Below are 24,765 nucleotides of genomic sequence, written 5' to 3'. Positions count from 1 at the left end.
CTGACTCTCATTATAATACACAAAGCTTCCCTTGCCCAGAAAAACAAAGACTTAAGCAGACGAATCCCCTTAAGCCTTTGTTTTTGTTATTCTGTTACCACGCCCTTCTGAAGGATCATATTGGCATAAAGCGCCTTTTCTCCTGTTGCAATGACCGCATAAGCGCTTTTTGCCTCTTCATAAAAGGCAAACCGCTCGATCTGGCCCATGGCCTCTTTCCCCCGGGTGTCATATGTTGTCACAATTGTTTCGTAAATACTCCAGATCGGCGTTTCTACAGGATCTCCAGGCATAACCTCCATAAGATTTACCGGATGCTCTGTATAGGTATCCAGAGGAAATACCTTTAAAACTGCCTCTAAGATTTCCGGCGTCCCATGACCATCCATGCGGATTACCCGTTTTCCCTTTCCAATGGTTTCTGATGGGAAATTACCGTCGGCAATTACCAGCCTGTCGCTGTGCCCCATTTCACACAGAACCTTTAACAGCTCCGGAGATAAAATCTGAGGAATTCCTTTGAGCATAGGCTTTTCCCTCCTTTTTTACTGATACTTTTTATATCCCGGATGCCTGCCGGTCACTCCGTAGCCCTCCCGCATGGAGATCAGGCGGTCAATATCCTTTCTGGATATCTCCTCAGCCCCTCCCAGCAGCCGGGCATTTAAGCTGATCTTTGCAAACAGCTCCAGAGTCTCCATCCGGTAATAGGCAGTTATTACATCAGTCCCTACGGTCAGAGCTCCATGATTTTTTAAAAGTACGGCGTCATGGTCTTTCAAATAGGGAGCGATTGCCTCAGGCACCTCATAGGTGGATGGCGTTCCATAAGGTGTCACCGGAATGGAGCCAAGGGCAATGACGGTTTCTATCATGGAATACTCATCAAGGGAAATACCCGCCACCGCATAGCCTGTAGCCACAGGCGGATGGGCGTGAAGAACCGCTCCCACATCCTTCCGCTCCTCATAGCAGCGGAGATGCATTTTAATCTCCGAAGAGGGGCGGTATCCTGGAAGACCTTCCAGCACCTCTCCTTTTTCATTAATATGTACCAGCCGTTCCGGGGTAATAAAGCTCTTGCTCATCCCTGTAGGCGTGGCTAAAAAAGTGCCATCCTCCAGCTTGACGGACACATTGCCGTCATTGGCCGCTACCCAGCCTAACTGCCACATCTTATAGCAGATATCACAAATCTGTTCTCTCAGTTGTATATAGCTTAATTCCATATTCTGCTCCTGTCTGCCGCAATCGGGCCTATTTCTTTTCAGACATCTTTTTAAATGTTTCATATGCCTGGTCCCAGGCTCCCATGTCCTGAGGTTCATATACCTTGACCTCCACGGAATTTTTTATGACCTCCCTGGCCTTAGAAAGAGAGGTAAGCTCTCCTAAAGCCATCAACTGGACTGCCATGTTTCCAAGGACCGTAGCCTCCGTGGGGCCGGCCAGTACCCGGCAGCCGCAGGCATTGGCAGTCATCTGGCATAAAAGACCGCTTTGGGTGCCTCCCCCCACCATATGGATGACCTTATATTCCTTTCCCGTACACCGGCTGATTTCCTCAAAGGCAGCCCGGTATTTGAAGGCCAGGCTCTCGTCAATGCAGCGGACGACCTCCCCTTCTCCCTTAAGCTCCTTCTGTCCTGTTTTCCGGCAGTACTCCTGTATCCGTTCAGGAATGTTGCCCGCCGGAATAAAGACAGGATCATCCGGGTCGATGAAGGCCTGAAAGCCCTTTGCCTCTGCCGCCATCCTCTCCAGCCGGTCGAAGTCATACTCCCGTCCTTCCCGGATCCACTGTCTCCTGCTTTCCTGAATGAGCCAGAGGCCTATGATATTCTTTAAAAAGGAGGCACGGCCCCCAACTCCCCCTTCATTGGTTATGTTATAATGCCGGGACAAGGGCGTGATCAGGGGCTCTGAAAGCTCAGTTCCAAACAAAGCCCAGGTTCCGCAGCTTATAAAGACAAACTCCTCCTCTGCCGGAACAGCCGCCAGAGCGCTCTGGGTATCATGACCCGCTGCTGCAATGACAGTCACAGGGTCCATTCCAAGCTCCTCACAAATTTCCGTCTTCAGGCTTCCAAGAACGGTTCCGCAGGGAACCACAGGTCCCAGAAGGCGGCGGGGAATGTCCAGGCCCAACAGAATTTCCTCTGACCAGGTTCGCCCCTTTGCCTCCAGAAGCTGGGTGGTGGAAGCAATGGAATACTCCCAGGCCATAACCCCTGACAAAAAGTAATTGAACAGATCAGGCATCAGCAGAAGCTTCTCTGCCCGGTCTAAAAGTTCCGGTCTCTGTTCCTTTAAGGCCAGAATCTGGAACACGGAGTTAATCTCCATAAACTGGCTTCCCGTAATCTGATAGAACCGGTCCGGATCTATTTTTTCAAAAGCTTTTTCCAACATTCCTTTTGTCCGTTTATCCCTGTAGTGAACCGGATTTTCCAAAAGACAGCCTTTTCCATCCACCAGACCGAAATCCACTCCCCAGGTGTCCACGGCCAGACTGTCAATCTGCCCGTAAGCCTTTGCCTTTATAAGTCCCTGCTTGATCTCATGAAACTGGCGCAGAAAATCCCAGTACATGGTTCCGTTTAAGAATACCGGATCATTGGAAAACCGGTGAAGCTCTTTCAGCCTGATTCTGGTTCCGTCATAAATCCCCATCATGACCCTTCCTCCGGAAGCACCTAAATCTGCTGCCAGCACCTTTTTTATGGCCATAGCCTCACCGCCTTACCCATACAAAGGGCCAAATGCGGCGCATGCCCGGAAATCCTGTCCTTCTTTATCCATGCCAAAGGCATTCCATGCTGCAGGACGGAATATCTTTTCTTCCGGCACATTATGCATGCTTACCGGTATGCGGAGCATGGAGCACATGGTAATTATATCCGCACCTATATGGCCATAGCTGATGGCTCCATGGTTGGCTCCCCAGTTGTTCATCACATCATAAGCCGTCTTAAAAGCCCCTTCTCCTGTGGTCCTGGGCGCAAACCAGATACAGGGCCAGGTATAATCGGTCCTCTTCCAAAGGATATGGGAAACCTCTGAAGGAAGGTTTACGGTCCAGCCTTCCGCAATCTGGATCACAGGCCCCAGCCCTTTTACCAGATTCAGCCGGATCATGGTGCAGGGCATTTGGACATCAGTCAAATACCTGGATGAAAAACCGCCTCCCCGAAAATAGCCGAAATCTGCCGCATTCCATGTAGTTGCCCCCAGAATAGCCTCCTGGTCCTCCTCTGTCACCTCATACCAGGGCTTCATAACCGGATTCCCGGCTTCATCCTTTGCCTTTCCGCAGGCATCCAAACACTGTGCCCCGGAATTGATAAGATGAAGAAAACCTCCCGCCTCCTTTGCAGCCCCTTCAAGCTCATAGTCTGCCGCATGTTTTACAGCCTTTGGGCTCCAATAGGTTCTCACATCTGCAAAAATCTGGGCTCTGTTAGTCAGAAGCTTCATAAACAGCATTCCAATTCCGTTTAGCACATCATTTTCTGTTGCCAGTATGTAGGGTTCTCTGGCTCCGTTCCAGTCAAAGCTGGTATTTAAAAGAGCTTCCGGATAGTCACAATTGGGGTAAAAATCTGTCCACTGCCTCTGGCCCTGGAATCCGGCCGCAATGGCATTGTGCCCTGCCATTTCTTCTTCCCGTCCTTTTGGAAGATTGGGATTGCCGTTCATCAAATCCTTGATGATCAGCATCATCTTTACCGTAAACTCCCAGTCTGCCTCCTTTTCTTCTCTGGTTTTCTGAACCTCAGGAGGATTTTTGTCAAAGCCTTCGGCACATTTTTCTCTGGTCCAGGCAAGAGCCTTCCCATATTCCTCCTGGTCGTAAATGCCTTCTGTAATCCTGCGGATCAGTTCCACCTCATCCACAGATTCTACTCTCATTCCCAGATATTCTTCTATAAAATCAGGATCAATGATGGAACCGCCGATTCCCATGCAAATGGAACCGATCTGTAAATAGGATTTTCCCCGCATGGTGGCGGCCGCTACCGAAGCCCTGCCAAAGCGCAGAAGCTTTTCCTTTACATCCCCGGGAATCTCTGTATCATCTGCCTCCTGAACATCCTGGCCGTAAATGCCAAAAGCCGGCAGCCCCTTCTGGGCGTGGGTGGCAAGCACGGAAGCTAAGTACACGGCTCCCGGGCGCTCTGTGCCGTTAAAGCCCCATATGCCTTTTATAGTTCCGGGATCCATATCCATGGTTTCCGCACCATAGCACCAACAGGGAGTTACGGTAAGAGTGATGTCCACCCCTGCCTTTTTAAACTGGTCCCCACAAGCCGCACTCTCCGCCACTCTTCCGATGGTCGTATCTGCAATCACTACCTTTACCGGCTCACCGTTACTATAGCGAATGTTCCCCTCAAACAGCCTGGCCGCCGCTCTCGCCATATTCATAGTCTGTTCCTCTAAGGACTCCCGGACCTTTAAGTACCCCCGCCTTCCGTCAATGGTAGGCCGGATACCGATTACCGGATATTCTCCAATTAATCTGCTTGCCGCCATATTGATTCCTCCTATACAGTTTTTTGATAGTTTTTTGATAATTTTATTATACTATTGCCGTTAATTTATTTCTTGTGATATAATAGCAAAAAGTATAATAATATTCACATTTTTCAATTGTTATTGCCGAAGAATGGAGGAAGAGCCCTGCACTATTTTAACTACAATGAACAAAAGCAACATGGGACCATGGATTTTCCTATTGAATTTTATCATGTGGACGAAAACCATGCCCGGTACAACATGCCATTTCACTGGCATAAGGAGATGGAACTTATCCGGATACTGAAGGGCCGTTTTCTGATGAAGGTGGATGACGAAGAGATTTCTGCTGAGGCAGGAGATCTGATTCTGATTCATGAAGGAGTCATACACGGAGGAACTCCTGAAAACTGCCAGTATGAATGTATTGTTTTCGATATTCAAAGCCTTTTAATGCATACAGACGTCTGCAGGCAGTACATCCGTAATATCACACTTCATAAAATTGTAATTCAAAATCATTTTACGGTTAAGGATTCCATTATACCCCTGGCAGCAGAACCGCTTTTTCATTCCATGAAGGATCAGGCTCCCGGCAGCGAGCTGATAATTCTGGGAGCTCTTTTTCAGTTTTTTGGTATAATATTCCTCAACCACCTATATACAGAGGCTTCCGGTGATCCGGGCGCCGGCTCCCGAAAAATGGCTCAGCTAAAGCCAGTTCTGGAATATATTGACTCCGCCTATGCCTCTCCCGTTTCCCTGGGAGATTTGTCGCGGATTGCCGGAATGACTCCTAAATACTTCTGCCAGTATTTTCATTCCGTCATCCACTACACCCCTATGGACTATTTGAATTATTACAGAATTGAACAGGCCTGCCACAAACTCAGTACAACGGAAATATCCGTTACGGAGACTGCCTATTCCTGCGGTTTTAATGACATCAGTTATTTTATTAAAACGTTTAAACGTTATAAGGGAATCACGCCTAAGCAGTATGGAAAAGGGAAATTGGGGGGCGGATTTAAAAGATAACGAACTCATTCTTTTACTGCCAACTGACTTTACCTTATTATATCCATGATAAGGTAGAAACAGAGAATGGCGTGGTAATCATTGTCTGTTTTTTAGAAAGTCAGAGGGTATCATCAAGGGCACAAAGGAGGCTCATAGACAGGACAGCACCAGCGCACCGGAAATTAATTTTGTGCGGGAGCTAAAGCAGGATTTAGAGTTTGTTTTCAGCATTGAGGGGAGCGCACAGAAGAAACAGGTTGCCCTGTATTGCCGGAGGTTGGAGATTGACTATACCAAGCTGACCGATGTTGAATTTGAGGTAATGATACAGGTATTTGGAAAATCCAAACACTTGAATATTCCTAAAGGCAAGGGCAGGAAGAAACGGAAATGACATTATTGGTTTATGTAATAGTAGAACAATAGAAAGCGGCGATTAGAATGGTTAAAGATACTGTTTTAGCTTATGTTAAGGCTATCAATGAACATAACATTGAGAAAATATATGCGCTTATGGCTGATGATTATATTTTTATAGATACTTACGATTCCAAGGTTCACGGAAAAGACACTATGAAAAAGGGGTGGATAGGTTATTTTGAATGGTTTCCAGACTACCTTATCGAAGCGACAGATATATTTGTTGATGATGAAACCGTGGCTATTGTAGGATATGCAAGCGCTACTTATCAGGGAATAAAAACACCGGATGACAAGAATTTTTGGAAGCTTCCAGCCGCATGGAAAGCGGTTGTCAAGAATGATAAAATTCTACATTGGCAGGTGATTTGCGACAGTAAAATCCCTTTTGACATTATAAATGGTAAAAAGGGATAAAGAAAGCGGTGAATCGTGATGGATACAGCACTTCAATTAAGAATAAAATTTGATGATAATGAGCCGCTTACGAACAAGGAAATTGGATTATTAATAGAGCAGTCGAAAGTAGCACAAAAGCTTACAAGTGACTATGAAGAAAATGCCTTTTTCAATCTTTTTCGCCTAATATGCCTATCTGAAATTCCGTATGCTGAATGGTTGCCATATACAAAAAATGTAATCTCTTTTATTTCTAATTATTTGTCTTTATCAGAGGGATTCTCTTATACTGGCAGTGTGAATTATATTGTTCCATGCTATAATGCAATGCTATTGGAAGCATATACCCGATTAGGAAAGGCTGCTTCACAGGAAGCACAAAATGCTCTGAATTGGATTAAACAGTATCAAGTGTTTGAACGTAACCAATCAACCTCATGGAAGTATGATGGGATTTGTAAACATGGCGGCTGTATGAATGCAACTCCTTGTTACATTGGAATTGGGAAAACAGTGCGGGCATTGATTACATATGCCGAATTTACAAATCACTCTGATAAGACAGTAGAAACCCTGATTGAAAAAGGCACTGAATATATGCTCCGGCACAATATGTATCAGCGGTTGTCAAATTACGCTCCTATCAGCGCACACATTACAGACATCATGTTTCCACAGGCATACATGCTTTCTCTTACTGATTTAGTGTATATTGTAGGCAGGGCAAATCTTTGGGCCGACACCCGAACCAATGGGTTAAAGGATTTGATAGACCACAAGGCTTACGACAAAGGCAATTGGAAGATTGATTATATTTACAGCCACAAAGGGTATAAAGCGTTTGATACGAAAAGGAAAGCGTCAGAATGGATTGGCTATATATTCAATTCCAGTTTGTCAGTAGGGAGATAGGAGTGAGATAATGAAAGAGCTAAAAGATATGAGCCTTGAAGAACTATGGGAGTTATTTCCTATCGTTCTCAAAGAGCATAATTCAGATTATGCAGTATGGTATGAAGATGAGAAAAGGAACCTTGTTGGCATTCTAAATGACTACAAAGTTTGCCGTGTCAATCATATTGGAAGCACATCAGTTAATGGTCTAATCGCAAAGCCGATTATTGATATTTTGTTGGAATTGCCTAACGATTACGATATAGACATCATAGCCAGTATACTCCAAAGTGAGGGTTGGATTGTAATGGCAAGGAATACTTTGGAAAACACTCTTGACTTAAATAAAGGATATACCCCAAACGGCTTTGCAGCAAAAGTTTTTCATCTTCATATAAAGCCGTCAGGAGATTGGGGGGAATTATATTTTAGGGATTATTTGAAAAAGTATCCAAATGTAGCCCGGCAATATGAAAAATTAAAGCTACAATTGAAAAAGCAATTTAAATATAATCGTGATGCATATACAGATGCAAAATCGGATTTTATTATGAACTTTACTCAAAAAGCACGTGAAGAATTGGCAGAACTATATTTGCCAAGTAATTTATAGCACAAATAAGTTTAAGGCAGATAATCACAGAAAGGGATTGTCTGCCTTGATTGCTGCCAAGCGGAACAGGCGGCGATTGTCAAAGGTCGGTGCAGCCGTTCATTTCAGCCTTAAGGATTGCCGTCTGTTCTGCTATTTTCTATGGTGTGGTCACAACGGGGCTAATTGGCCCGATGTTCGGATGATAGACGAGGGTTTCATATATATTCCTGCCATTTTTTCTGAATTCCCCTATAACGAATCCAATGCCTGCTTCAAATCTGCGATAAGATCCTCCGCATCTTCAATACCCACGGACAAACGAAGTGTATCATCATAAACTCCTGCTTTTTCCCTTTCCTCTTTTGACTGGCCAAAATGTGTGGAGGTTGCGGAATGTACGATCAAAGACTTTGCATCTCCCACGTTTACCATATAATCGAAGATGCGAACCCGCTCCAATACCTTCTTGACTGCCTCCAGACCTCCTTTTAGGCGGATGGACAGTATTGCGCCGGGACCTTTGGGAAAATATTTTTTTGCCAGGTTATAGTAAGGGCTGCTCTCCAATCCCGGATAGGATACCTGCAGGATCTGGGGATGGGTTTCCAGGAATTGTGCCACCTTCATGGCATTTTCCACGTGGCGTTCCATGCGGAGGGACAGGGTTTCCATACCCTGCAGGAGATAAAAGGCATTGGTCGGGCTGAGATGGGATCCGAAGTCTGTCAGGTACCGGATACGGAGCCTCTTGGTAAAGATGTTTTTTCTCAGTTCTTCCTCTCCGATTGTGTCCTTGTACTCTTCATAAAAAGAATCAAACTGAGGGAATTTCCCGTTATGCCAATCAAAACCTCCCTTTTCCACCACAAGACCCACGATAATGGTGCCATGACCCGCCAGATATTTGGTAGCGGAATAACATAAAATGTCGGCCCCGTAGTCGAAAGCCTTGATGAGATAAGGAGTTGCAAAGGTATTGTCAATGACCAGGGGAATGCCGTTTTCATGGGCAAGCTTTGCGATGGCCTCAATATCTACGATGTTCATTCCGGGATTTCCAAGGCTTTCAATATAAATGGCTTTTGTTTTCTCATTGATTGCCCGTTTATAGGATTCAATATCATTTTCATCCTCTATGAACCGGCCCTTGATCCCGTATTCGGGCAGGATTTTATTCAGCAGGGTAGTGCTCCCGCCGTATAAAGTCTGAACCGCCGCAATCTCATCCCCGGCTGTTGCAAGATTCAAAAATGTATTGGAAATGGCTGCCATGCCTGAACTTAAGGAAAGGGCTACGCTTCCGCCTTCTAGTGAAGCAATCCTTTTTTCAAGTACATCATTTGTGGGATTGGAAAATCTCACATAGGAATGCCCCTCCTCCGAATAGTCGAAAAGCCTGGTGCACCGGTCAAAATCACCCAGTTCAAAGGCTGCGGTATGATAAATCGGTACCGCTTTGGAACGGTAATGCTCTCCCGGGTTATATCCCGCATGGAGCTGCCTGGTCGTAAAACCCAGCGAACTGTCTTTGTATGCTTCATAGCTCATGCTTAAATCCCACCTTTTTATATAATATTGATTCAATCATCTGAAGCAATACATCTGCCACCCATGCAATGCCGGCGCAAAAGATTGTGCCCCAAAGGATTTTATAAGTATTCATTGTACGAAGCCCGTCAAACAGTATGGTACCCAGACCGCCGGCATTGATGGTGGCGGCAATGGTTGCAATACCGATGGTAGAGATGATCGCCAGATGAATTCCAGCCATAATTACAGGCAATGCAAGGGGCAGCTTCACCTTGTATAAAATCTGCCACTGGTTCATTCCCATCCCCAGAGCTGCCTCCAGAACCGCCTCATCCACACCCTTTAGTCCTGCCATGATATTTCTCAGCAAAAGAAACTGATTGTAAAGCACCAGAACGAAGATCGCCGTATTTCTGCCGATTCCCATAATCGGGATGAGCATTGCAAAGAGCGCAAGGCTGGGAATGGAATAAATGACACTGAAAATCTGAATTGCCCCATTTACCAGCCTTTCCGACCAAATGCTCAGCAGGGTGATGGCAAAGGCTAACAGGACGGAAACAAGCAGTGTGATTCCTACAATCTGCAAGTGCTGTACCAAAGCAGTCAGTAATTTTCCCTGATATGTGCTCAAGTAGTCTATCATCAAATCCCTCCCCTATCCTGGAGAATATAGTTTTTTCCGGCGGTTCTTATCAGAGCCTCAACAAATTCATCCGCAGGATGAGCTGTGATCTCTCCGGGGGAATCGAATTGCTTCACCTTTCCTCTATCCATGATCAGTACCCGTGTGCCCAGTTTAAAGGCTTCATTGATATCATGGGTTACAAAAAGAAAAGTCTTTTTCGATTTCTCATGGATTTTTAGAAGTTCATCTTGAAGATTTTCCCGATTGATTGCATCAATGGCACCAAAGGGTTCATCAAAGAGCATTACCGCCGGATCTCCCGCCAGCGCTCTTGCCAGCCCCACCCTCTGCTGCTGTCCGCCGGAAAGCTGTGCGGGATAGCGGGATTTAAACTCCTTCGCATCCAGATTCACCAGACTAAAAAGCTCTTCAATCCTGTCGTCGATCCGCTTTTTTTCCCATCCGAGAATCTTGGGAACAGTGGCGATATTATTATAAATGGTCATGTGGGGAAACAGTCCGATCTGCTGAATGACATAGCCGATCCCTCTTCTTAGCTTGACAGGGTCCATTTCTTTGATACTGCTGCCAAACAGTCTGATTTCACCGCTGTCGGGCTCAAATATGCGGTTCATCATTTTTAACAGCGTGGTTTTTCCGCAGCCCGAGGTTCCCAGTATTGTAATAAGCTCTCCTTCCTCAATGCTCAGACTCACGTTTTCCAAAGCATTGTAGTTTGCTCTGGGAAACCGTTTATTGACATTTATAAATTCAACAGCAATAGCCATACTCTTATCTTCCTTTCAGCGACAATGCCTTTCCAGGGCATCCTTGGACGCAGACCCCGCAGCCAACACATTTTGACCCGTCATTCCGGATTTCCCCTTCTTTATAAAACACTTCAAAGCTGCAGCGTTTGACGCACTTACCGCATTGGATGCACTTTGAACTGTCGAAATTAATAATATAGGAGGTCTTGGGCCAGATTCCCAGGCTGTTTCTTTTCTTCTGGCCTCGAAACAGGTAACAGCAGTCTCCGCAGCAATTGCAGATCCCGTTGGGATTTACCGTATGCATCAGCCCTGCCTGATCGGCCTTTCTTACGATTTCCTTTGCCTTCTCCTTATCAATCTGTTCTGACAGACCCCGGTGAGCGAAGGAGTTTAAGCCGTTTTTATAGGTAATACAGGTCTTTGTGGGTAAACCACAGTCTCCCCGCAAGCTTCTGCAATCGCAGTAATTGAGGTAAACCGGCCGCTCCTGTTTATCGATGAAATCAAGCACCTCGTCCAATGGCATTATTTCATCCGCCGTAGGAGGACGGTCCGGGTCCGGATCCAATCCGCTGTAGTAGGCCTGGAAATACCACTGGTCCAGAGCCTCTCTGTCTTCTTTGGAAAAGCTTTGATAGACTTCCGTTTCCGATATGGAAAAGATATCAAGTCTGTTATAAAAGTCCGATATCCGAAATGTTCCTTTTTCTTCATCCACCAGAGACACAATACCTCTTTTATAACTGTTTTCCAAAAAAACCTTAGGATCGGGAAAGCCCATGGCTCTTACATCTTCTTCTGAAAAAACCTCCAGCTCCATCCGGCTTACAAATTCTATCTCCTCTGGTGTAAATATTTTATCTAAATTGGAATATGCAGCTTTGGGAATTTGAAATTTCTTTATAAATACAAGGTTCTTCATATCTTCTGCCTCCGCCATTATTTAATGGAATCATAAAATTCCTTTCCTACTTCTTCATATTCCTTCTTATTCACATCCACCTGGGCATTCAGTTCTGTAATGGTCTTGGTATCAATTTTAGCATTGATGTCATTGAGGATTTCCGCTATACCAGGATTTGCATCCAGAACCTCTTTTCTGACTACAGGAGCGATGTTGTAAGGCGGCCAGACCGCTTTGTCATCCTCCAGCAGGGTGAACTTAGGATCGATGAGATTTCCTTCTGTTGTTGCTGCCGGAGCCACATCGGCTTCTCCTGCTGCCAGAACTTCATACTTCAGCGCGTTATCGTACACCTTGGAGGAAACCCAGTCAAATTTCCCATATGTGGCCTCCAGCGCAGGAATGCCGTCTTCCCTTACATCAAATTCCCCCTGAGAAGCGAATCTCAACTTGGCAGCATTCTTCTGAAGATCCGAAATGGTTTTGATCCCATATTTCTCCGAAGCTTCCGTGGTGATCACCAACCCCTGGCCGTCATTCGCTTGGGCATAATCCAACCAAACTACATTAAACTTTTTCCCATACTCTTCTTTTACAATGTCATATACTTTTTGAGGATCGGTTTCCAGAGGAAGCTTTAACACGGCTAACAAGCCGGTCCCCGTATACTCAGGGTAGAGATCAACATCACCATTTACCAAAGATGTATGCACGACAGAACTTGCAATATCGAATACCCGTTCCACTTTAAAGCCTTTGTCTTCCAAAGCCAGTGCATAAATCTCGCCTAAAATTAAATTTTCCGTAAAATTCTTTGTTCCTATTCTGATCGTCTGTTGATCAGTCGAACCGGCATCACCGGATTTCTGGGACGAACAGCCTGCAGCCATAGAGATGACGAATGTCAAAATTAAAAATAAAGATACCTTTTTCAAAATCCAATGTTTCATGATTGTTTCCTCCTAGTCATTTACCCTTTTATATTTTGTGATCCTATGATCCAATCGGTTAAGAAGATATCCCGAAAGCAGCGAAAGGATTCCTACAGAAACACCGCCGATCAGCAGCAGGTCCGTCCTCATCAGTCCCAGCCCTGTAAAAATCAGGCTTCCCAGTCCCCCCGCACCAATATAAGCAGCAAGGGTTGCGCTTGCGATTACTTCGACAACAGCGGTTTTAATTCCTGCAAAAATAAGCGGAAAAGCCAGTGGTATTTTTACTATAAAAAAGGTCCTCCATGCTCCCATACCCATTCCCAGGGCTGTTTCCAGCACAGCTTCAGGCAGTGTGCGAAAGGCCAGAGCCGTATTGATCAGGATGGGAGGGATCGCTAAAATTGTCAATGCCAGGACGGCAAGCTTCATTCCGGTTCCTACTATAGGTATGAACAGCACCAGAATAGCCAGGCTTGGTATAATGCGCAGTGTTCCGAAAAGCCCCTTGACTCCCTTGTAAAGGAAATCGAACGGGGTGCACAAAATTCCAAGAGGAATGGCGATGAGCATCGCAAGAATAACGGTACTGAGGCTAATTAAGATATGCTCTTTTACCAATAGGATGTAGTCAGAGAAATGCTGGGAAAAATATGTTAGATTAAGTTGCAATGAATTGCTCCCCCCTTTTTAATACATAGTATTTCCGTATGTTTTATATGTTTTGTTTATTATATTCTATGCATGCCTCTTTGTCAATAAAATTTTATCAAAACGAAGATTAATAATAACGTATATTTCTTGTAATACAACGGCGACTTCGGTCCCGTTTTCTGTGAAAACCGGATTTCCTTCTTCAGAGGAGAAAATACCGCAACACGCTTTTGATAAAGCTCCGGTAAAATGCCAACTTCTTGCTGAAATCTGTCCCATGCGGGAGAAAGTCTTCACCACCTGTACGTCTATCCGGCTTGCAGAGGCTTTGTTTTTTCAGGGTTGGCAGCCCCGGAGGTCAAAGTGCAGTGCATTTCCTAAGTTCTCTAATACACCGGCAACTTCAAAATTCGAAATAAATACCAACTCAAGGAATGGATAAAGAGATATAATTCTCCTGAAGACTTAAAATTCGGAAGTGGAGTCAGAAGTCACATGAGAAAAGCAAGACAAACAACACCAGAAGAACGGCTTTCTATTGTACAGGACTGTTTGCCCAATGATAATAATTACGGTGCCATGGCACTTAATATAACATTTTCTATCAGCAAATAAGAAATTGGGTCAAAAAATATGATAAGATGGGATCAGCAGGTCTGGAAGATGGACGAGGACGTCGACCAGGAATGCAACCGAGCCGCACTCCGGAAAAAGAGTTTCTTGACAGGATTTCATAGCTTAAACGTGAAAAATGAGACTTACAGATGGTTGAAGCAGCCCAAAAGCCGCCGCGAACTTGAGAATAAACGTATTACAGAAAAAATACCGCAGATCCATAAAGACCATCCCGATATAGGGTATCGCAGAATCGGGGATGAGTTGGATGTAAATTACGATATTGATGTGAATGACAAACAAATCTTGCGTATCTGCAAAACAAAAGAGGGTCAATCCACTATGATCTGACCCCAAAAAGTTTTAATGATTCAGTGTCCTGCTTAACGGCAGCACACCGGATTCCTTGATCATGTGCCTGCCATATTCCTCCGGGGTAGCGATTCCTGGAATAAAAACGAAAAGATCAAGCTGTTCCAAGAGGTTCTGTGCCTGTGTCAAATCTGAGGGGTTTTCCATTTAGAGGATCGCTTTCAACTTATCACGGCAACCCATTTCCGTCAAAAATTTCACATAAGAAAATACACAATAGAAGAGGTATGGCGAATACAAAACCTTTGATTTTAAATTGATTAAGATTCATGTTCTTTTTTATTCATGTAATATCTCTTTTTATACTTCACACCGGCAAATTTGCTGATTTTACGGATGATGCTATAATTTACAAAGCCACCCACCGCTCCTACCAATGGGATCCCCTGTATGAATTTTGCGGTTAATAACGACTCCGATAGTATTCCTGCTGTGGTTTTTATATGCTCTTCCAAATTAATTTCCGGAATAATCTTATAATCGATGCTTTCGCCTAATTTCTCAAGTTTTTGATAGAATTCTTTCTGCTGCTCCCGTTTCGTCATGGCCGTACAGATCAAAAGCAGGATATATGCTTTTTCTTCCTCTGTTTCATAATGATATCCATAGCTTAAAGCAATTTCATAAACAGATTTCATGACCAAAGATAAAAAAAGCGGAATATCGGGCAAGCCGATTCCTAATGCTCCCAAAACTCCTCCTTCTATTACTGAAATGGAAGAATTAATCATCTGGGACTGTTTGGAATGCCGGTCTAAACGCTTCAAATATTTTCTTTCAGCCCTTTTGCCAATGGCATAATTATTTAAATCATATTCCAACTGTATCTTATCTTTATCATAAGTTTTCTCTATATAAAGATTTCCTTTTTCAAATACCAGCCGGAAACCTTTATAGAATGCCGTCTCCAGGGCGGTTTTCACTTTGCCGGGAATATAACTTTGAATTTTATCAGCAACAGGCTCTATGGAAGCTTTTAATAATGGATTTTCCTTTTTATTAAGTAATTTATATTCTTCTCTTTTTATCTGTTTCACTTGTTTGTCGAATTGCCGTCTCATATATGTCAGCCTCCCCTTTCAGTGAGTCCTTAGATTTCGATTACTTTGAAATAACATTATTATTTCAATATACCATATAATGATACATTTTGCAGCCAAAACCAATAATTGATCAATCACATAACTGCTTTCCTCAGCCGACCGGCGTAAATACTCTTTGCCTTTATCTACGCTGCATTTGCCTCATGAACAAGTCATAAAATCATGTACAACCTTCGATACAATCATATAATACGAATTCTTCTTATAATTACAAGTCCAGCTCATTCTTCTTTTATTATTTTGTACGGGATACTTTTTCCAAATTTTCACTCCATTTTTTGCTGCTGTTCCTGAATCAAACGGATATTGAACCGCTCTGTTTCGTTCAGTACATTTTCTTCAAAATCTTTTGGAGCAATGATTCCTTCGTACCAACTGCATTGATTAAAATATTTCCGCAATTCTTCATCGGCAAATTGCCTGCCATGTCTTGCATAAATCTCGTTTCTTGCAATCCGCAACTGGCGGGCTGAAAGATTCCATAAATCAGGCGCCTGCAACAGGCTATCGCTGCTGTTAGGAAATACAAATTCATATCCGTCATATTTTGCCGTATCAGACTGAATCCGGAACCCATCCCGGATTTGACTGATTTCACTTTGCATTTTATTGTATTCCTCTCTTATGGCATTGTCTTCCATATAAAACGTCACATCTGTAGGCTCCGACATTACGTATACATAGGGACCGTCATATCCCCATACTTTATAATCCGGCAGATTAACATAGCTGCAGTCCGAATACACCTGAATAGAGAATAAATCTCCATCCCCCATCAAATCATAGGATTTTTTCTGATGGTAGCTGCCCCCTCCCTCAAACTCTTTTCTAACTGCCAGGCCATTCCACGCTTCCGGCAAAGCCATTTCAAAGCCTGGCGCCTGGGAAGCAGAAGCCTGAAAATCCGGCTCCCCCTCCGTTTCAGACACCACTGTTTCCATTGACTCATCTTCTGCCTCCTCTGTATCATCTGGTTGCGGTATGAGTTTTCTGGCTTCAGTCTTTTCATATGCTCTCGTTTCATATGCTCTCGTTTCACTTACTCGCAAATGATGTGTTCCCACTAACATAACGCTTCCAAACAGCACGGTGTAAATGCCAAGCACTCCGGTCATAACAATCCGGCACACAAGCCCGGTCTTATCTTTAAGAAAATCCGGAGATTCCACATAGGTACAGGCTCCATATCTCATTGCCTCCCTGACGGCTATATTTTCAGGGCTGTACGAAAGCAGATAACCGCAGATATTTTTTGCCTTCTCAATTTCACCTGCTTGTTCATAAACGTTCATCTGAATGGGCATAACCGAAATGCAATGATATGCATCTGGATAACGTTCACAATATACATTCACATAGGCTTCTACATGTCCAAACTTCTGATCTATATAAGCCTTCCTGATTTCGGTTAACAGAATCGCTGCCTCTCCCATCTTTTTTAATATGGGATGATTCTTTACAAGCTGCTTCTGGTATGCAAATTCTGCTTCTGCCTCTTTTTTCCTTCCCAGCCCCAGAAAACATACCTGGCGCAAATTACTGTGAGCCAGTTGCATCAGTTTCTTTTCCTGATCGCCTTTCCAGCCATAATCTGCCAGTTTTAACGCCTGCACATATCTTCCGCTCCTGGCAAGTCCAACGGCAGCATTATGTACTTGTTTTTTATAGTGAGATTGATACCAATAAGAACCATATGCTGCCTCCATCAAAAAAGCCGCAGCAGCAGTAAGGGGCCGGTTCTCTTTTGTAAGTACCTCCATATACTTTATTGCCCAATAAGCTTCTAAAATAACTCCTAAGCTGACAATCACCAGAGTTATAATTAAAACAGACCCTATGTTGTCTGATGAATTCAAAAGAACCCAATTATATAAATATCTCTGAAGAATGTAAAGTCCTAATCCATAGACAAAGATTAATATCAGGCATCGGTTCCAGTACCGTCTCCTGTCATGAACCAAAAACCACCGCTTCCCGGCTTCAAATGCTGCCTGATTCTCCGCATCAGCCATAAATTCCAGCAGTCTTTCTTTTGCATGGTTTCTATTTTTTCGATTATTCTTAAGAAGCAGAAAAAACCCCATTATCCAAAATGTGAGAACGACATACGGGTATAGATACGCCCGGACATTTGCCATCTCTCCTTTCCTGCAGTGAATCGATGACAGCCCCACAGAACTTAATATATCCCATTGCCACGTTTCCGTATTATCAAGTCCAAGAAGCAAAAGATGGATTGGTGTGCTATCTGATGTTTTTTCCCTGATATTTCCCACTATTGTCAGCCTCGTCTGCTGCTCTTCCGATATTCCTGTATATCCGACAGTCACATGAACGCCTTTTTCCGAAGCAAAAATATCTACAGCCTCGCCATTTGCCTCAACATTAATTATAAAGCTCTGCCCTGATGGCATAATTTCCATATCCAAATAATGCAGCCGCTTTCCTTCACTCAGAGAGATCCACAGTACCACGCAGCCTGCCAAGATGCCCAGCCCATAATACAAAAGCCTCATTTTGCTTAATTTTACCCAGCCTTTTTTATTCATTCTTCCACTCCCCCAAAAACATATTGAATCAATTTAATGATAGCATAAAAATGAATCAAAAGCATAACGAAACCATAAATATTCTCAAAACGAATTACTACCTGCCCTTAGTTCATTTATAAATCAGACTTTAAAATACTTTATTTGCTCCTAGTCAAGACCTCCGTCTTAGTGAAGTTGCTAAGTCAATTCAGAACAACATTCACGGATTTGGTTCTTCCTTTGGAACAAATGAAGGGATGATATCCCTTTATGAGCCGCATCTCAATAACACGGGTAAGTGGATTTTAAAAGCACAGTAAAGCGGAAGAAAAACCATCCGGTTTCTCTTCCGCTTTTATTATTAAACTCTTCTGACAAATTCCAGCACCTGCCGGTATATTCCCATCTCATCCAACTGATATTTCTGCAATAATTCCTTTGCCGGTCCAGACTCACCGAACACATCCTGGATTCCTATTTTCATCACCGGCACCGGGTATTCGCTGCACACGGCATCACAGACTGCGCTTCCAAGTCCGCCCACAACCGAATGCTCTTCAACCGTGACAATCTTCCCGGTCTCTCTGGCTGCCCGGCAGACAAGCTCCACATCCAGCGGCTTGATGGTATGGATATTGATGACTCTCGCCGAAATCCCATGGGATTCCAGCCGTTTTGCTGCAGCAAGGGTTTCCGGCACTTCAAGCCCGGTGGCAATCAAGGTCACATCCGTTCCCTCACGCAGCACAATTCCCTTTCCCATTTCAAAGGTATAATCCGGCCTATCGTTGATTACAGGAACCGCCAGACGTCCAAATCTCATATAAACCGGTCCATCATATTCCGCCGCTGCCTTTACCGCTGCCTTTGCCTCTATGTCATCCGACGGGCAGAGCACAACCATCCCTGGAATCGTCCTCATCAAGGCAATATCCTCATTGCACTGATGGGTGGCCCCATCCTCGCCCACAGAGATCCCTGCATGGGTGGCCCCAATTTTCACATTTAAGTGGGGATAACCGATGGAATTCCTGACCTGTTCAAACGCCCTGCCAGCCGCAAACATGGCAAAGGTACTTGCAAAGGGTATCTTGCCAGTAGCAGCAAGACCGGCGGCAATTCCCATCATATTGCATTCTGCGATCCCGCAGTCCACATGGCGCTCCGGAAATGCCTTTTTAAAGATTCCGGTCTTTGTCGCCGCCGCTAAGTCTGCATCCAATACGATGATTTTATCATTTACCTGCCCCAGTTCCACCAGTGCATTGCCATAGCTTTCCCTGGTGGCAATCTTCTTTGCAGTCATTTCCTTTATCTCCGGCATAGCGCTTCACCTGCTTTCTCCAAATCTGCCATGGCAATTTCATACTGCCCGTCATCAGGCGCCGTCCCATGCCATGCCACAGAGCCTTCCATGAAAGAAACACCCTTGCCCTTTATTGTTTTGGCAACGATGGCTGTGGGCCTCCCTTTCGTCTGCCTTGCTTCCTCAAACCCACGCTCTATCTGTGCAAAATCATGTCCGTCAATATTGATGACATGGAAATTAAACGCCTCAAACTTTTTGTCAATGGGATATGGAGAGCAGACCTCATCAATGGAACCATCAATCTGAAGCCCATTATTATCCACGATAACCACCAGATTATCCAGCTTTCTGTGACCGGCAAACATTGCCGCCTCCCAGACCTGCCCCTCTTCTATCTCCCCGTCGCCAAGGAGTGTATACACCCGGTATGGTTCTTTGCTGATCTTTGCAGAAAGCGCCATCCCCACCGCTGCCGAGATTCCCTGTCCCAAAGATCCGCTGGACATATCCACCCCCGGAATATGCTTTCTGTCCGGATGCCCCTGTAAATAGGAGCCGGTATGACGCAGGGTCTTCAAATCCTCCACCGGAAAAAATCCCCGGTTCGCCAAGGTTGAATAATATCCCGGCGCCACATGGCCTTTGGACAGTACAAACCGGTCCCTGTCTTCTTTTGCCGGATGTTCCGGGTCAATATTCATCTCCCTGAAATAGAGCCATGTGAATAAATCTGCCGCTGACAGCGAGCCGCCGGGATGACCGGATTTTGCACTATGTACTGCGGTCACAATCCCTTTGCGGATTTCATTTGCCGCTTTTTCCAATTCCAGATAATTCCCCATCTTCTCTCCTCCCAGCTTACTCTCCAAAGACAGCACGATAATCTGCCTGGAATTTTTCAATCCCCTGCTCAGTCAGCGGATGTTTCGTCATCTGCTCCAATACACCGTATGGAACCGTGGCAATATCCGTCCCTGCAAGGGCACAGTCAATCACATGAATCGGGTTCCTCACACTGGCGGCAATGATCTCCGTTTCAATCCCTGAGATACTGAATATATCTGCAATCGTCCTGATTAAGTCCATTCCTGGTTGGGAGATATCATCGAGACGCCCCAGAAACGGTGATACATAAGTTGCACCCGCCCGTGCTGCAAGCAGCGCCTGGTTTGCACTGAAAATCAGAGTCACATTGGTTTTGATTCCCTCAGCAGTCAAAACCTTCACCGCTTTTAAACCTTCCACTGTCATGGGAATTTTAACAACCATGTTGGGATGGATTGCCGCAATTTCACGCCCCTCTTTAATCATTCCGTCGGCATCTGTCGTCGTAGCTTTCACTTCCCCGCTAATTGGTCCGTCTACAATGGAAGTAATCTCCCGGATCACTTCCACAAAGTCTCTGCCTTCTTTTGCAATCAATGACGGATTCGTCGTTACCCCACAGATAATTCCCATGTCATTTGCCTTTTTAATATCCTCTACCTTCGCTGTGTCAATAAAAAATTTCATTTTTCTTTCCCCTTTCATTCATCTTAATCATATTTTCATTTTATGTATTAATTCATTTAATTAATACTTCCTATTAAACAATAACATTTTTTGTAAAAATGTCAATAGGTTATTTGCTTTTTTATATCTTTTCCTTCTGAATCGGCAAACAAAAAAACAGCACCAAAGTCATCTTTCGCGTAAACGTTCCATGACCTTAATGCTGCTTCAGCATAATTTCAATATTCAGTTCTATATAAACTGTCCCGGGCTGTCAAAGACTCTGTCGATCGCCACGATCGCCGCCCCGGCCAGGATTGGGTCCCCCTGGTACGCACTGATGGAAAGCGTAAGCTCCTCCCAGACATCCGGCAAGATTCCCTTTTGCACCGTCTCCCGCACAGTCCGCTCCATTAATTCCGGATTCGGGCGTGCCATATCATCACCGATAATAATCCGGTCCGGGTTAATCACATTGATAATGTTTATGATTCCGACGCCAAGGCTCTCACAGGCCCTGCGGTAATGCTCTGTATCGGTTGTATCACCGTTTCTGATTCGCTGCTCCAAATCCTCAAAATTACAGCCTTCCATGCCGGCACGCTCCCCATACACTGCTTTTACAAGTTCCAGGGAGGAAGCGTAGCGTTCCAGACAACCTCTGTTTCCGCAAGCACATGGTTTCCCGTTTCTGTCTATGGTCATATGCCCAATCTCACCTGCCGTCCCCAGCGCCCCTTCGTAGATTCTGCCATTCATCACGATTCCTGCGCCAATCCCCTGACCGGCGGCAATGTAAACCAGAATGTCATCATGATAAGCCTCCTTCAAATCCCACATATGGGCATAGGCTCCGGCATTGGCGTTGTGTTCCAGGAACACCGGGATATCCATCTCCCTGTCAAAAAACGCTTTCAACTCAATATCTTTCCATATATCCGCACCCGTTATCAACGCAATACGGCTTTTCTTCGCTATAAATGGTCCTGGCACTGCAAGCCCCGCGGCCAGTACAGAGTCCTTTCCATACTGCTGAATCAACAGGCGCATCCGCCCCGCAATCTGATTTAAGATTTCTTCCGCACCGGGCTGCTTTTCCGGCTCAAAATCCACGCGCTCTTTCACAATCTGCTTACCTTTCAGATCAAACAACCCCACACTGTAATGCTTTCTCGCAAGCCGCACGCCGATGACCCGGTAACCGTCAGGATTGATGGACACTCCAATGGACCGGCGCCCTTTGCTGCCATTTAAGAAACCAACCTCCTTTACGATTCCCCAGTTTAGAAAATCCTTCATGATATTGGTCACAGTCGCTTGTTTGAGCCCTGTAAGTGCCGCCAGATGTGCTCTGGAGCATACACCTTCTCTTCTTAAACTTTTCAAAAGGAGAGACCGATTCATCTCCTGCGTCACATCCTGGTTAATTCCCCGGTTCTGATTCATTCCGTCATCCTCGCCGCTCTATAATATGCATCAGATATAGTTTCTGTCAGCTTTTCATATTATATCATGCTTTTTTAACATACGTCAAATATGTCGTTTTTCCTTTACATTTTCCCAATAAAAAACTGCTGCAGGCATAAACGAATCATCCCGCAGCAGTTCACCCTATCTGAAATCACTCCCTTTATAAATAGTGAATGCATCCTTTGTATTCTTCAAAAATCCTCTTGTTGATCTCATCTCCCCCATCCGCATTTGCACTGTGAAGGACAGGCGGCTGAATTCCTCCTTCAGCCAGAATTTCAGCGGCTCTGACGGAAATGCCATTGACAATGGAGGCTCCGATTACAGTGGAGGTAGCTCCTGCCTTTTCGTGGATTCCTTTGATTTCAACACAGCCGTCCCCAAACTCTCCCCCATTGTCAATGCAGATGTCACACAGCTCAAAAAGCCTTTTTCCGCTGCTGTGGCGGGAAGTATTCTTTTTGGAATATGCCATATTGGTAATTCCGATGACAGTCATATTCATGGCTTTGGATTGAACTATAGCACCATTTTGATTTATTGTCCATCATTTCGATTCATATCGATTCATTTCACTTCTTTACGATTCACATCAATACCTGACAGTGATAAAAGTAATGCATGTGTATTGACAGTGGTCTTACGAACGATTTCTTTCCCGGCATCTAGATTTCTACTTGAAACTTAAACTTGTTCTTCTATCATTGAAATTTCTTAGAGTGAGAGGTTCACCATCATGGTTCACTATGAACACTTCCATGGTCCATGAGCAAGGCAACCTTCTCCTTAGATTTAAAGGAGAACATAAACATGTCTTAGTAAATCCGTATTGGGTTGCGATTTATTAATCACCGCTTTTTGTTTCGCCGCCGGCTAAGCCATTCATCGTAAACTCCGTGAGATAATCCAAAATCTGCGGAAAATACTGAAGCCCAATTTCCTCTTTATGGGTCTCGATGGTAACGATTGCCGTGAAAATGGCCATGATCATCCCGCTGTCAATATCATTCCTCATTTTCCCGTCTGCCTGCCATTTTTTTATGATCTCCGAAAAATCGTTAACCATGAAGTCAAGACGTTCCATCCCTTTATCTTCACGGAAATGTTGCTCTATTTTGCCGAACACGTCCTTGTTATACCACTCTTTAAGAATAGGATTTGACTTCATGCCTTTTAAATTCAATAACATCAGTTCTTTGACTAAACTCCGCGGGTCCTGATCCAAATCAATAGATTTCAGTATCTTTTTCTTTAGCTTTTCGTTTTCTTCCATGTATATGGCCATGAACAGTTCCTCTTTTGAGGAATAGTAATTATAAAACGTACCTGTCCCTATTCCCACAAATTTTGTGATATCGGATACATTGGTATCCTTAAAGCCTTTCCGGCTGAACAGTTCCTTTCCGCAATTAAATAAATCTGTTTTCGTATCTTTCATATATACCCCTCCCGTATGTTCTGTTTATCAAACAAGGCTGAATCGCTAACTCTGCCTCGACATCCGGCGCCCCATAAAATCAAAAATCCGGCCAGCCAGCTTTTTGATTGGGTTTAAGGAGACATCGTAATAATAATCCGATTCAAACCAGCCCTTTGCTTTGAAATGCCGATAGTCACAATATTCATCGCTGAGCATTTCTTTCATCATTGTCCGGGACATACGGAACGTCATCAATCTGAAAAAAGAAGGGTCTGGAGGAGCCGGGCGCATAAGTATTCGGTAAAATCTTGCAGCGGCCTTTTTGATTTCACGCGAGTTCTTTACCTGTGCGGCTTTTGTGATCGGCTCCAGAGTCTTTAATACACAGCCTTTCGCAACACTATATCCGAAATTTTCTCCCATATTGCCAAGGTACCTCACAATAGAATTTCCTCCGAAAATACCCTGCGTAACAATGGAGGTGAAAGCCTTGCCGAAAAAACATGGCCGATGAAAAATAAAGGCCAGCCGGTCCAATAGATTCTTCATAGGAGCTGAAATATGAAAGGAATAATTAGGAGTGGCAAATATAACACCGTCGGAATGGTTTATCTTATCAAGCAGTAAGTCCCGGTCGTCCCGTAAGGGGCAAAGTTCTTCTCCTTTATCGAAACATAGCTTGCAGCCCCTGCAAAACTCAAGCTGATGATCCTTTAAGAAAACATACTCAAATTCGATTTCCGTGTACGAATTCAAATTTCTCTCAAATTCACGGACTGCTTCATAAGTTGCTTGCTTCCGTGCACTTCCAATAAACGCGGTAACCCTTTTCATTTGAGACCTCCTCCTAATCATCAAAATATGAATGAATAAATTATTATTCATTCATATTTTAGCGCCTGTTCGTTTAACCGTCAAGCTTCATTTCTTATTAAATTTGTCCATGAGGAACAAAACATCACTCAATGCAGAATAATATAATAACCTCACCGAATGAGTCGAGCCGGATAAGGCATATCCGGAAATCACAGGCTTCTGCTTTGCCGCATATTATTTATCGCTATATAACCATCGGAGGCCTGACTAGATAACGTTCAAGACATGGGGTAGTCCAAAGTCATAAAGGAAAGGTAACCTTTATGACTTTGCTATCATGGAGTCTTTCTACAGAACATAAAAAGAGAGCT

Annotated in this window: 26 protein-coding genes and 1 pseudogene; 7 read left to right on the top strand and 20 right to left on the bottom strand. The window is 44.3% G+C overall.

All coding sequences use genetic code 11. The features are described 5' to 3' along the window. Positions 1 to 86: 86 nt before the first annotated feature. From ACYVD3_RS03350 to ACYVD3_RS03335, 4 genes are read right to left on the bottom strand one after another with little or no spacing between them, the layout of a single operon-like run. Complete coding sequence (locus ACYVD3_RS03350; RefSeq protein WP_460641095.1) at positions 87 to 527, bottom strand: RbsD/FucU family protein; 441 nt, start codon at positions 525 to 527, stop codon at positions 87 to 89. A gap of 18 nt (positions 528 to 545) precedes the next feature. Continuing rightward, positions 546 to 1,229 carry a class II aldolase/adducin family protein gene (locus tag ACYVD3_RS03345; protein WP_460641094.1) on the bottom strand — a complete coding sequence of 228 codons (684 nt, stop codon included), beginning with the start codon at positions 1,227 to 1,229 and terminating at the stop codon, positions 546 to 548. 28 nt (positions 1,230 to 1,257) lie between these two features. Beyond that, positions 1,258 to 2,730, bottom strand: coding sequence for a rhamnulokinase (locus ACYVD3_RS03340; RefSeq protein ID WP_460641093.1), 1,473 nt, complete (start codon positions 2,728 to 2,730; stop codon positions 1,258 to 1,260). A gap of 12 nt (positions 2,731 to 2,742) precedes the next feature. Further along, positions 2,743 to 4,536 carry an L-fucose isomerase gene (locus ACYVD3_RS03335; protein ID WP_460641092.1) on the bottom strand — a complete coding sequence of 598 codons (1,794 nt, stop codon included), beginning with the start codon at positions 4,534 to 4,536 and terminating at the stop codon, positions 2,743 to 2,745. Positions 4,537 to 4,683: 147 nt separating this feature from the next. Here ACYVD3_RS03335 and ACYVD3_RS03330 point away from each other — a divergent pair, with 147 nt between their 5' ends. From ACYVD3_RS03330 to ACYVD3_RS03310, 5 genes are all read left to right on the top strand, one after another. Continuing rightward, entirely contained in the window at positions 4,684 to 5,556 is an 873-nt protein-coding gene (locus ACYVD3_RS03330) for a helix-turn-helix transcriptional regulator (RefSeq protein ID WP_460641373.1), read from the top strand. 172 nt (positions 5,557 to 5,728) lie between these two features. Beyond that, complete coding sequence (locus tag ACYVD3_RS03325) at positions 5,729 to 5,932, top strand: hypothetical protein (RefSeq protein WP_460641091.1); 204 nt, start codon at positions 5,729 to 5,731, stop codon at positions 5,930 to 5,932. Between the two features lie 47 nt (positions 5,933 to 5,979). Further along, on the top strand, positions 5,980 to 6,375 hold the full coding sequence (locus ACYVD3_RS03320; RefSeq protein ID WP_460641090.1) for a nuclear transport factor 2 family protein: 396 nt from the start codon (positions 5,980 to 5,982) through the stop codon (positions 6,373 to 6,375). Between the two features lie 18 nt (positions 6,376 to 6,393). Continuing rightward, positions 6,394 to 7,269, top strand: coding sequence for a hypothetical protein (locus tag ACYVD3_RS03315; protein WP_460641089.1), 876 nt, complete (start codon positions 6,394 to 6,396; stop codon positions 7,267 to 7,269). A gap of 10 nt (positions 7,270 to 7,279) precedes the next feature. Then, positions 7,280 to 7,864: a GrpB family protein gene (locus ACYVD3_RS03310; protein ID WP_460641088.1), complete on the top strand. Its 585-nt coding sequence runs from the start codon at positions 7,280 to 7,282 to the stop codon at positions 7,862 to 7,864. Positions 7,865 to 8,095: 231 nt separating this feature from the next. Here the strand turns inward: ACYVD3_RS03310 and ACYVD3_RS03305 are convergent, their stop codons facing one another. The 6 genes from ACYVD3_RS03305 to ACYVD3_RS03280 are packed head-to-tail and all read right to left on the bottom strand — an operon-like array spanning position 8,096 to position 13,285. Further along, positions 8,096 to 9,394 (bottom strand): O-acetylhomoserine aminocarboxypropyltransferase/cysteine synthase family protein, encoded by a 1,299-nt coding sequence (locus ACYVD3_RS03305; RefSeq protein ID WP_460641087.1) that lies wholly within the window; start codon positions 9,392 to 9,394, stop codon positions 8,096 to 8,098. After that, on the bottom strand, positions 9,384 to 10,022 hold the full coding sequence (locus tag ACYVD3_RS03300; RefSeq protein ID WP_460641086.1) for an ABC transporter permease: 639 nt from the start codon (positions 10,020 to 10,022) through the stop codon (positions 9,384 to 9,386). The genes ACYVD3_RS03305 and ACYVD3_RS03300 overlap by 11 nt, the downstream gene beginning before the upstream one ends. Continuing rightward, positions 10,022 to 10,792 (bottom strand): ABC transporter ATP-binding protein, encoded by a 771-nt coding sequence (locus ACYVD3_RS03295; RefSeq protein WP_460641085.1) that lies wholly within the window; start codon positions 10,790 to 10,792, stop codon positions 10,022 to 10,024. Before ACYVD3_RS03295 ends, ACYVD3_RS03300 begins: the two co-directional genes overlap by 1 nt. Positions 10,793 to 10,796: 4 nt before the next feature. After that, positions 10,797 to 11,699, bottom strand: a complete 903-nt coding sequence (locus tag ACYVD3_RS03290) for an ATP-binding protein (RefSeq protein WP_460641084.1) — start codon at positions 11,697 to 11,699, stop codon at positions 10,797 to 10,799. A 17-nt stretch (positions 11,700 to 11,716) separates the two neighbouring features. Beyond that, complete coding sequence (locus tag ACYVD3_RS03285) at positions 11,717 to 12,631, bottom strand: glycine betaine ABC transporter substrate-binding protein (protein ID WP_460641083.1); 915 nt, start codon at positions 12,629 to 12,631, stop codon at positions 11,717 to 11,719. A gap of 12 nt (positions 12,632 to 12,643) precedes the next feature. Continuing rightward, on the bottom strand, positions 12,644 to 13,285 hold the full coding sequence (locus ACYVD3_RS03280; RefSeq protein WP_460641082.1) for an ABC transporter permease: 642 nt from the start codon (positions 13,283 to 13,285) through the stop codon (positions 12,644 to 12,646). Positions 13,286 to 13,863: 578 nt separating this feature from the next. On the opposite strand from ACYVD3_RS03280, the pseudogene ACYVD3_RS03275 reads away from it, so the two are divergent. Further along, positions 13,864 to 13,908: pseudogene (locus tag ACYVD3_RS03275) on the top strand (hypothetical protein); the annotation flags it as partial. A gap of 22 nt (positions 13,909 to 13,930) precedes the next feature. Next, a complete protein-coding gene (locus tag ACYVD3_RS03270) occupies positions 13,931 to 14,233 on the top strand; it encodes an IS3 family transposase (RefSeq protein ID WP_460641081.1) in 303 nt (100 codons plus the stop codon). Between the two features lie 12 nt (positions 14,234 to 14,245). Here the strand turns inward: ACYVD3_RS03270 and ACYVD3_RS03265 are convergent, their stop codons facing one another. The 10 genes from ACYVD3_RS03265 to ACYVD3_RS03220 form a co-directional block, all read right to left on the bottom strand. Beyond that, positions 14,246 to 14,401: a hypothetical protein gene (locus ACYVD3_RS03265; protein ID WP_460641080.1), complete on the bottom strand. Its 156-nt coding sequence runs from the start codon at positions 14,399 to 14,401 to the stop codon at positions 14,246 to 14,248. A gap of 113 nt (positions 14,402 to 14,514) precedes the next feature. Next, on the bottom strand, positions 14,515 to 15,315 hold the full coding sequence (locus tag ACYVD3_RS03260) for an EcsC family protein (RefSeq protein ID WP_460641079.1): 801 nt from the start codon (positions 15,313 to 15,315) through the stop codon (positions 14,515 to 14,517). A gap of 308 nt (positions 15,316 to 15,623) precedes the next feature. Beyond that, on the bottom strand, positions 15,624 to 17,906 hold the full coding sequence (locus ACYVD3_RS03255) for a YARHG domain-containing protein (protein WP_460641078.1): 2,283 nt from the start codon (positions 17,904 to 17,906) through the stop codon (positions 15,624 to 15,626). Positions 17,907 to 18,249: 343 nt separating this feature from the next. Further along, a complete protein-coding gene (locus tag ACYVD3_RS03250; RefSeq protein WP_460641077.1) occupies positions 18,250 to 19,212 on the bottom strand; it encodes a transketolase family protein in 963 nt (320 codons plus the stop codon). Beyond that, complete coding sequence (locus tag ACYVD3_RS03245) at positions 19,200 to 20,039, bottom strand: transketolase (protein WP_460641076.1); 840 nt, start codon at positions 20,037 to 20,039, stop codon at positions 19,200 to 19,202. The genes ACYVD3_RS03250 and ACYVD3_RS03245 overlap by 13 nt, the downstream gene beginning before the upstream one ends. A gap of 16 nt (positions 20,040 to 20,055) precedes the next feature. Continuing rightward, on the bottom strand, positions 20,056 to 20,709 hold the full coding sequence (gene fsa / locus ACYVD3_RS03240; RefSeq protein WP_460641075.1) for a fructose-6-phosphate aldolase: 654 nt from the start codon (positions 20,707 to 20,709) through the stop codon (positions 20,056 to 20,058). A gap of 231 nt (positions 20,710 to 20,940) precedes the next feature. Beyond that, positions 20,941 to 22,134, bottom strand: coding sequence for an ROK family protein (locus ACYVD3_RS03235; RefSeq protein WP_460641074.1), 1,194 nt, complete (start codon positions 22,132 to 22,134; stop codon positions 20,941 to 20,943). A 184-nt stretch (positions 22,135 to 22,318) separates the two neighbouring features. After that, positions 22,319 to 22,633 (bottom strand): hypothetical protein, encoded by a 315-nt coding sequence (locus ACYVD3_RS03230; RefSeq protein WP_460641073.1) that lies wholly within the window; start codon positions 22,631 to 22,633, stop codon positions 22,319 to 22,321. Between the two features lie 369 nt (positions 22,634 to 23,002). Continuing rightward, positions 23,003 to 23,596: a TetR/AcrR family transcriptional regulator gene (locus ACYVD3_RS03225; RefSeq protein ID WP_460641072.1), complete on the bottom strand. Its 594-nt coding sequence runs from the start codon at positions 23,594 to 23,596 to the stop codon at positions 23,003 to 23,005. Positions 23,597 to 23,641: 45 nt separating this feature from the next. After that, positions 23,642 to 24,412 (bottom strand): flavodoxin family protein, encoded by a 771-nt coding sequence (locus ACYVD3_RS03220; RefSeq protein WP_460641071.1) that lies wholly within the window; start codon positions 24,410 to 24,412, stop codon positions 23,642 to 23,644. Between the last annotated feature and the right edge of the window lie 353 nt (positions 24,413 to 24,765).

The organism is Lacrimispora brassicae, assembly GCF_054772055.1.
This window is presented reverse-complemented; position numbering and strand designations above follow the sequence as displayed.

What these genes read in the sequence shown, in the direction of transcription:
- ACYVD3_RS03350 (WP_460641095.1), bottom strand. Translation starts at nt 527, where the DNA reads ATGCTCAAAGGAATTCCTCAGATTTTATCTCCGGAGCTGTTAAAGGTT.
- ACYVD3_RS03345 (WP_460641094.1), bottom strand. Translation starts at nt 1,229, where the DNA reads ATGGAATTAAGCTATATACAACTGAGAGAACAGATTTGTGATATCTGC.
- ACYVD3_RS03340 (WP_460641093.1), bottom strand. Translation starts at nt 2,730, where the DNA reads ATGGCCATAAAAAAGGTGCTGGCAGCAGATTTAGGTGCTTCCGGAGGA.
- ACYVD3_RS03335 (WP_460641092.1), bottom strand. Translation starts at nt 4,536, where the DNA reads ATGGCGGCAAGCAGATTAATTGGAGAATATCCGGTAATCGGTATCCGG.
- ACYVD3_RS03320 (WP_460641090.1), top strand. Translation starts at nt 5,980, where the DNA reads ATGGTTAAAGATACTGTTTTAGCTTATGTTAAGGCTATCAATGAACAT.
- ACYVD3_RS03315 (WP_460641089.1), top strand. Translation starts at nt 6,394, where the DNA reads ATGGATACAGCACTTCAATTAAGAATAAAATTTGATGATAATGAGCCG.
- ACYVD3_RS03310 (WP_460641088.1), top strand. Translation starts at nt 7,280, where the DNA reads ATGAAAGAGCTAAAAGATATGAGCCTTGAAGAACTATGGGAGTTATTT.
- ACYVD3_RS03305 (WP_460641087.1), bottom strand. Translation starts at nt 9,394, where the DNA reads ATGAGCTATGAAGCATACAAAGACAGTTCGCTGGGTTTTACGACCAGG.
- ACYVD3_RS03300 (WP_460641086.1), bottom strand. Translation starts at nt 10,022, where the DNA reads ATGATAGACTACTTGAGCACATATCAGGGAAAATTACTGACTGCTTTG.
- ACYVD3_RS03295 (WP_460641085.1), bottom strand. Translation starts at nt 10,792, where the DNA reads ATGGCTATTGCTGTTGAATTTATAAATGTCAATAAACGGTTTCCCAGA.
- ACYVD3_RS03290 (WP_460641084.1), bottom strand. Translation starts at nt 11,699, where the DNA reads ATGAAGAACCTTGTATTTATAAAGAAATTTCAAATTCCCAAAGCTGCA.
- ACYVD3_RS03285 (WP_460641083.1), bottom strand. Translation starts at nt 12,631, where the DNA reads ATGAAACATTGGATTTTGAAAAAGGTATCTTTATTTTTAATTTTGACA.
- ACYVD3_RS03270 (WP_460641081.1), top strand. Translation starts at nt 13,931, where the DNA reads ATGGACGAGGACGTCGACCAGGAATGCAACCGAGCCGCACTCCGGAAA.
- ACYVD3_RS03265 (WP_460641080.1), bottom strand. Translation starts at nt 14,401, where the DNA reads ATGGAAAACCCCTCAGATTTGACACAGGCACAGAACCTCTTGGAACAG.
- ACYVD3_RS03260 (WP_460641079.1), bottom strand. Translation starts at nt 15,315, where the DNA reads ATGAGACGGCAATTCGACAAACAAGTGAAACAGATAAAAAGAGAAGAA.
- ACYVD3_RS03255 (WP_460641078.1), bottom strand. Translation starts at nt 17,906, where the DNA reads ATGAATAAAAAAGGCTGGGTAAAATTAAGCAAAATGAGGCTTTTGTAT.
- ACYVD3_RS03250 (WP_460641077.1), bottom strand. Translation starts at nt 19,212, where the DNA reads ATGCCGGAGATAAAGGAAATGACTGCAAAGAAGATTGCCACCAGGGAA.
- ACYVD3_RS03245 (WP_460641076.1), bottom strand. Translation starts at nt 20,039, where the DNA reads ATGGGGAATTATCTGGAATTGGAAAAAGCGGCAAATGAAATCCGCAAA.
- fsa (WP_460641075.1), bottom strand. Translation starts at nt 20,709, where the DNA reads ATGAAATTTTTTATTGACACAGCGAAGGTAGAGGATATTAAAAAGGCA.
- ACYVD3_RS03235 (WP_460641074.1), bottom strand. Translation starts at nt 22,134, where the DNA reads ATGAATCAGAACCGGGGAATTAACCAGGATGTGACGCAGGAGATGAAT.
- ACYVD3_RS03230 (WP_460641073.1), bottom strand. Translation starts at nt 22,633, where the DNA reads ATGGCATATTCCAAAAAGAATACTTCCCGCCACAGCAGCGGAAAAAGG.
- ACYVD3_RS03225 (WP_460641072.1), bottom strand. Translation starts at nt 23,596, where the DNA reads ATGAAAGATACGAAAACAGATTTATTTAATTGCGGAAAGGAACTGTTC.
- ACYVD3_RS03220 (WP_460641071.1), bottom strand. Translation starts at nt 24,412, where the DNA reads ATGAAAAGGGTTACCGCGTTTATTGGAAGTGCACGGAAGCAAGCAACT.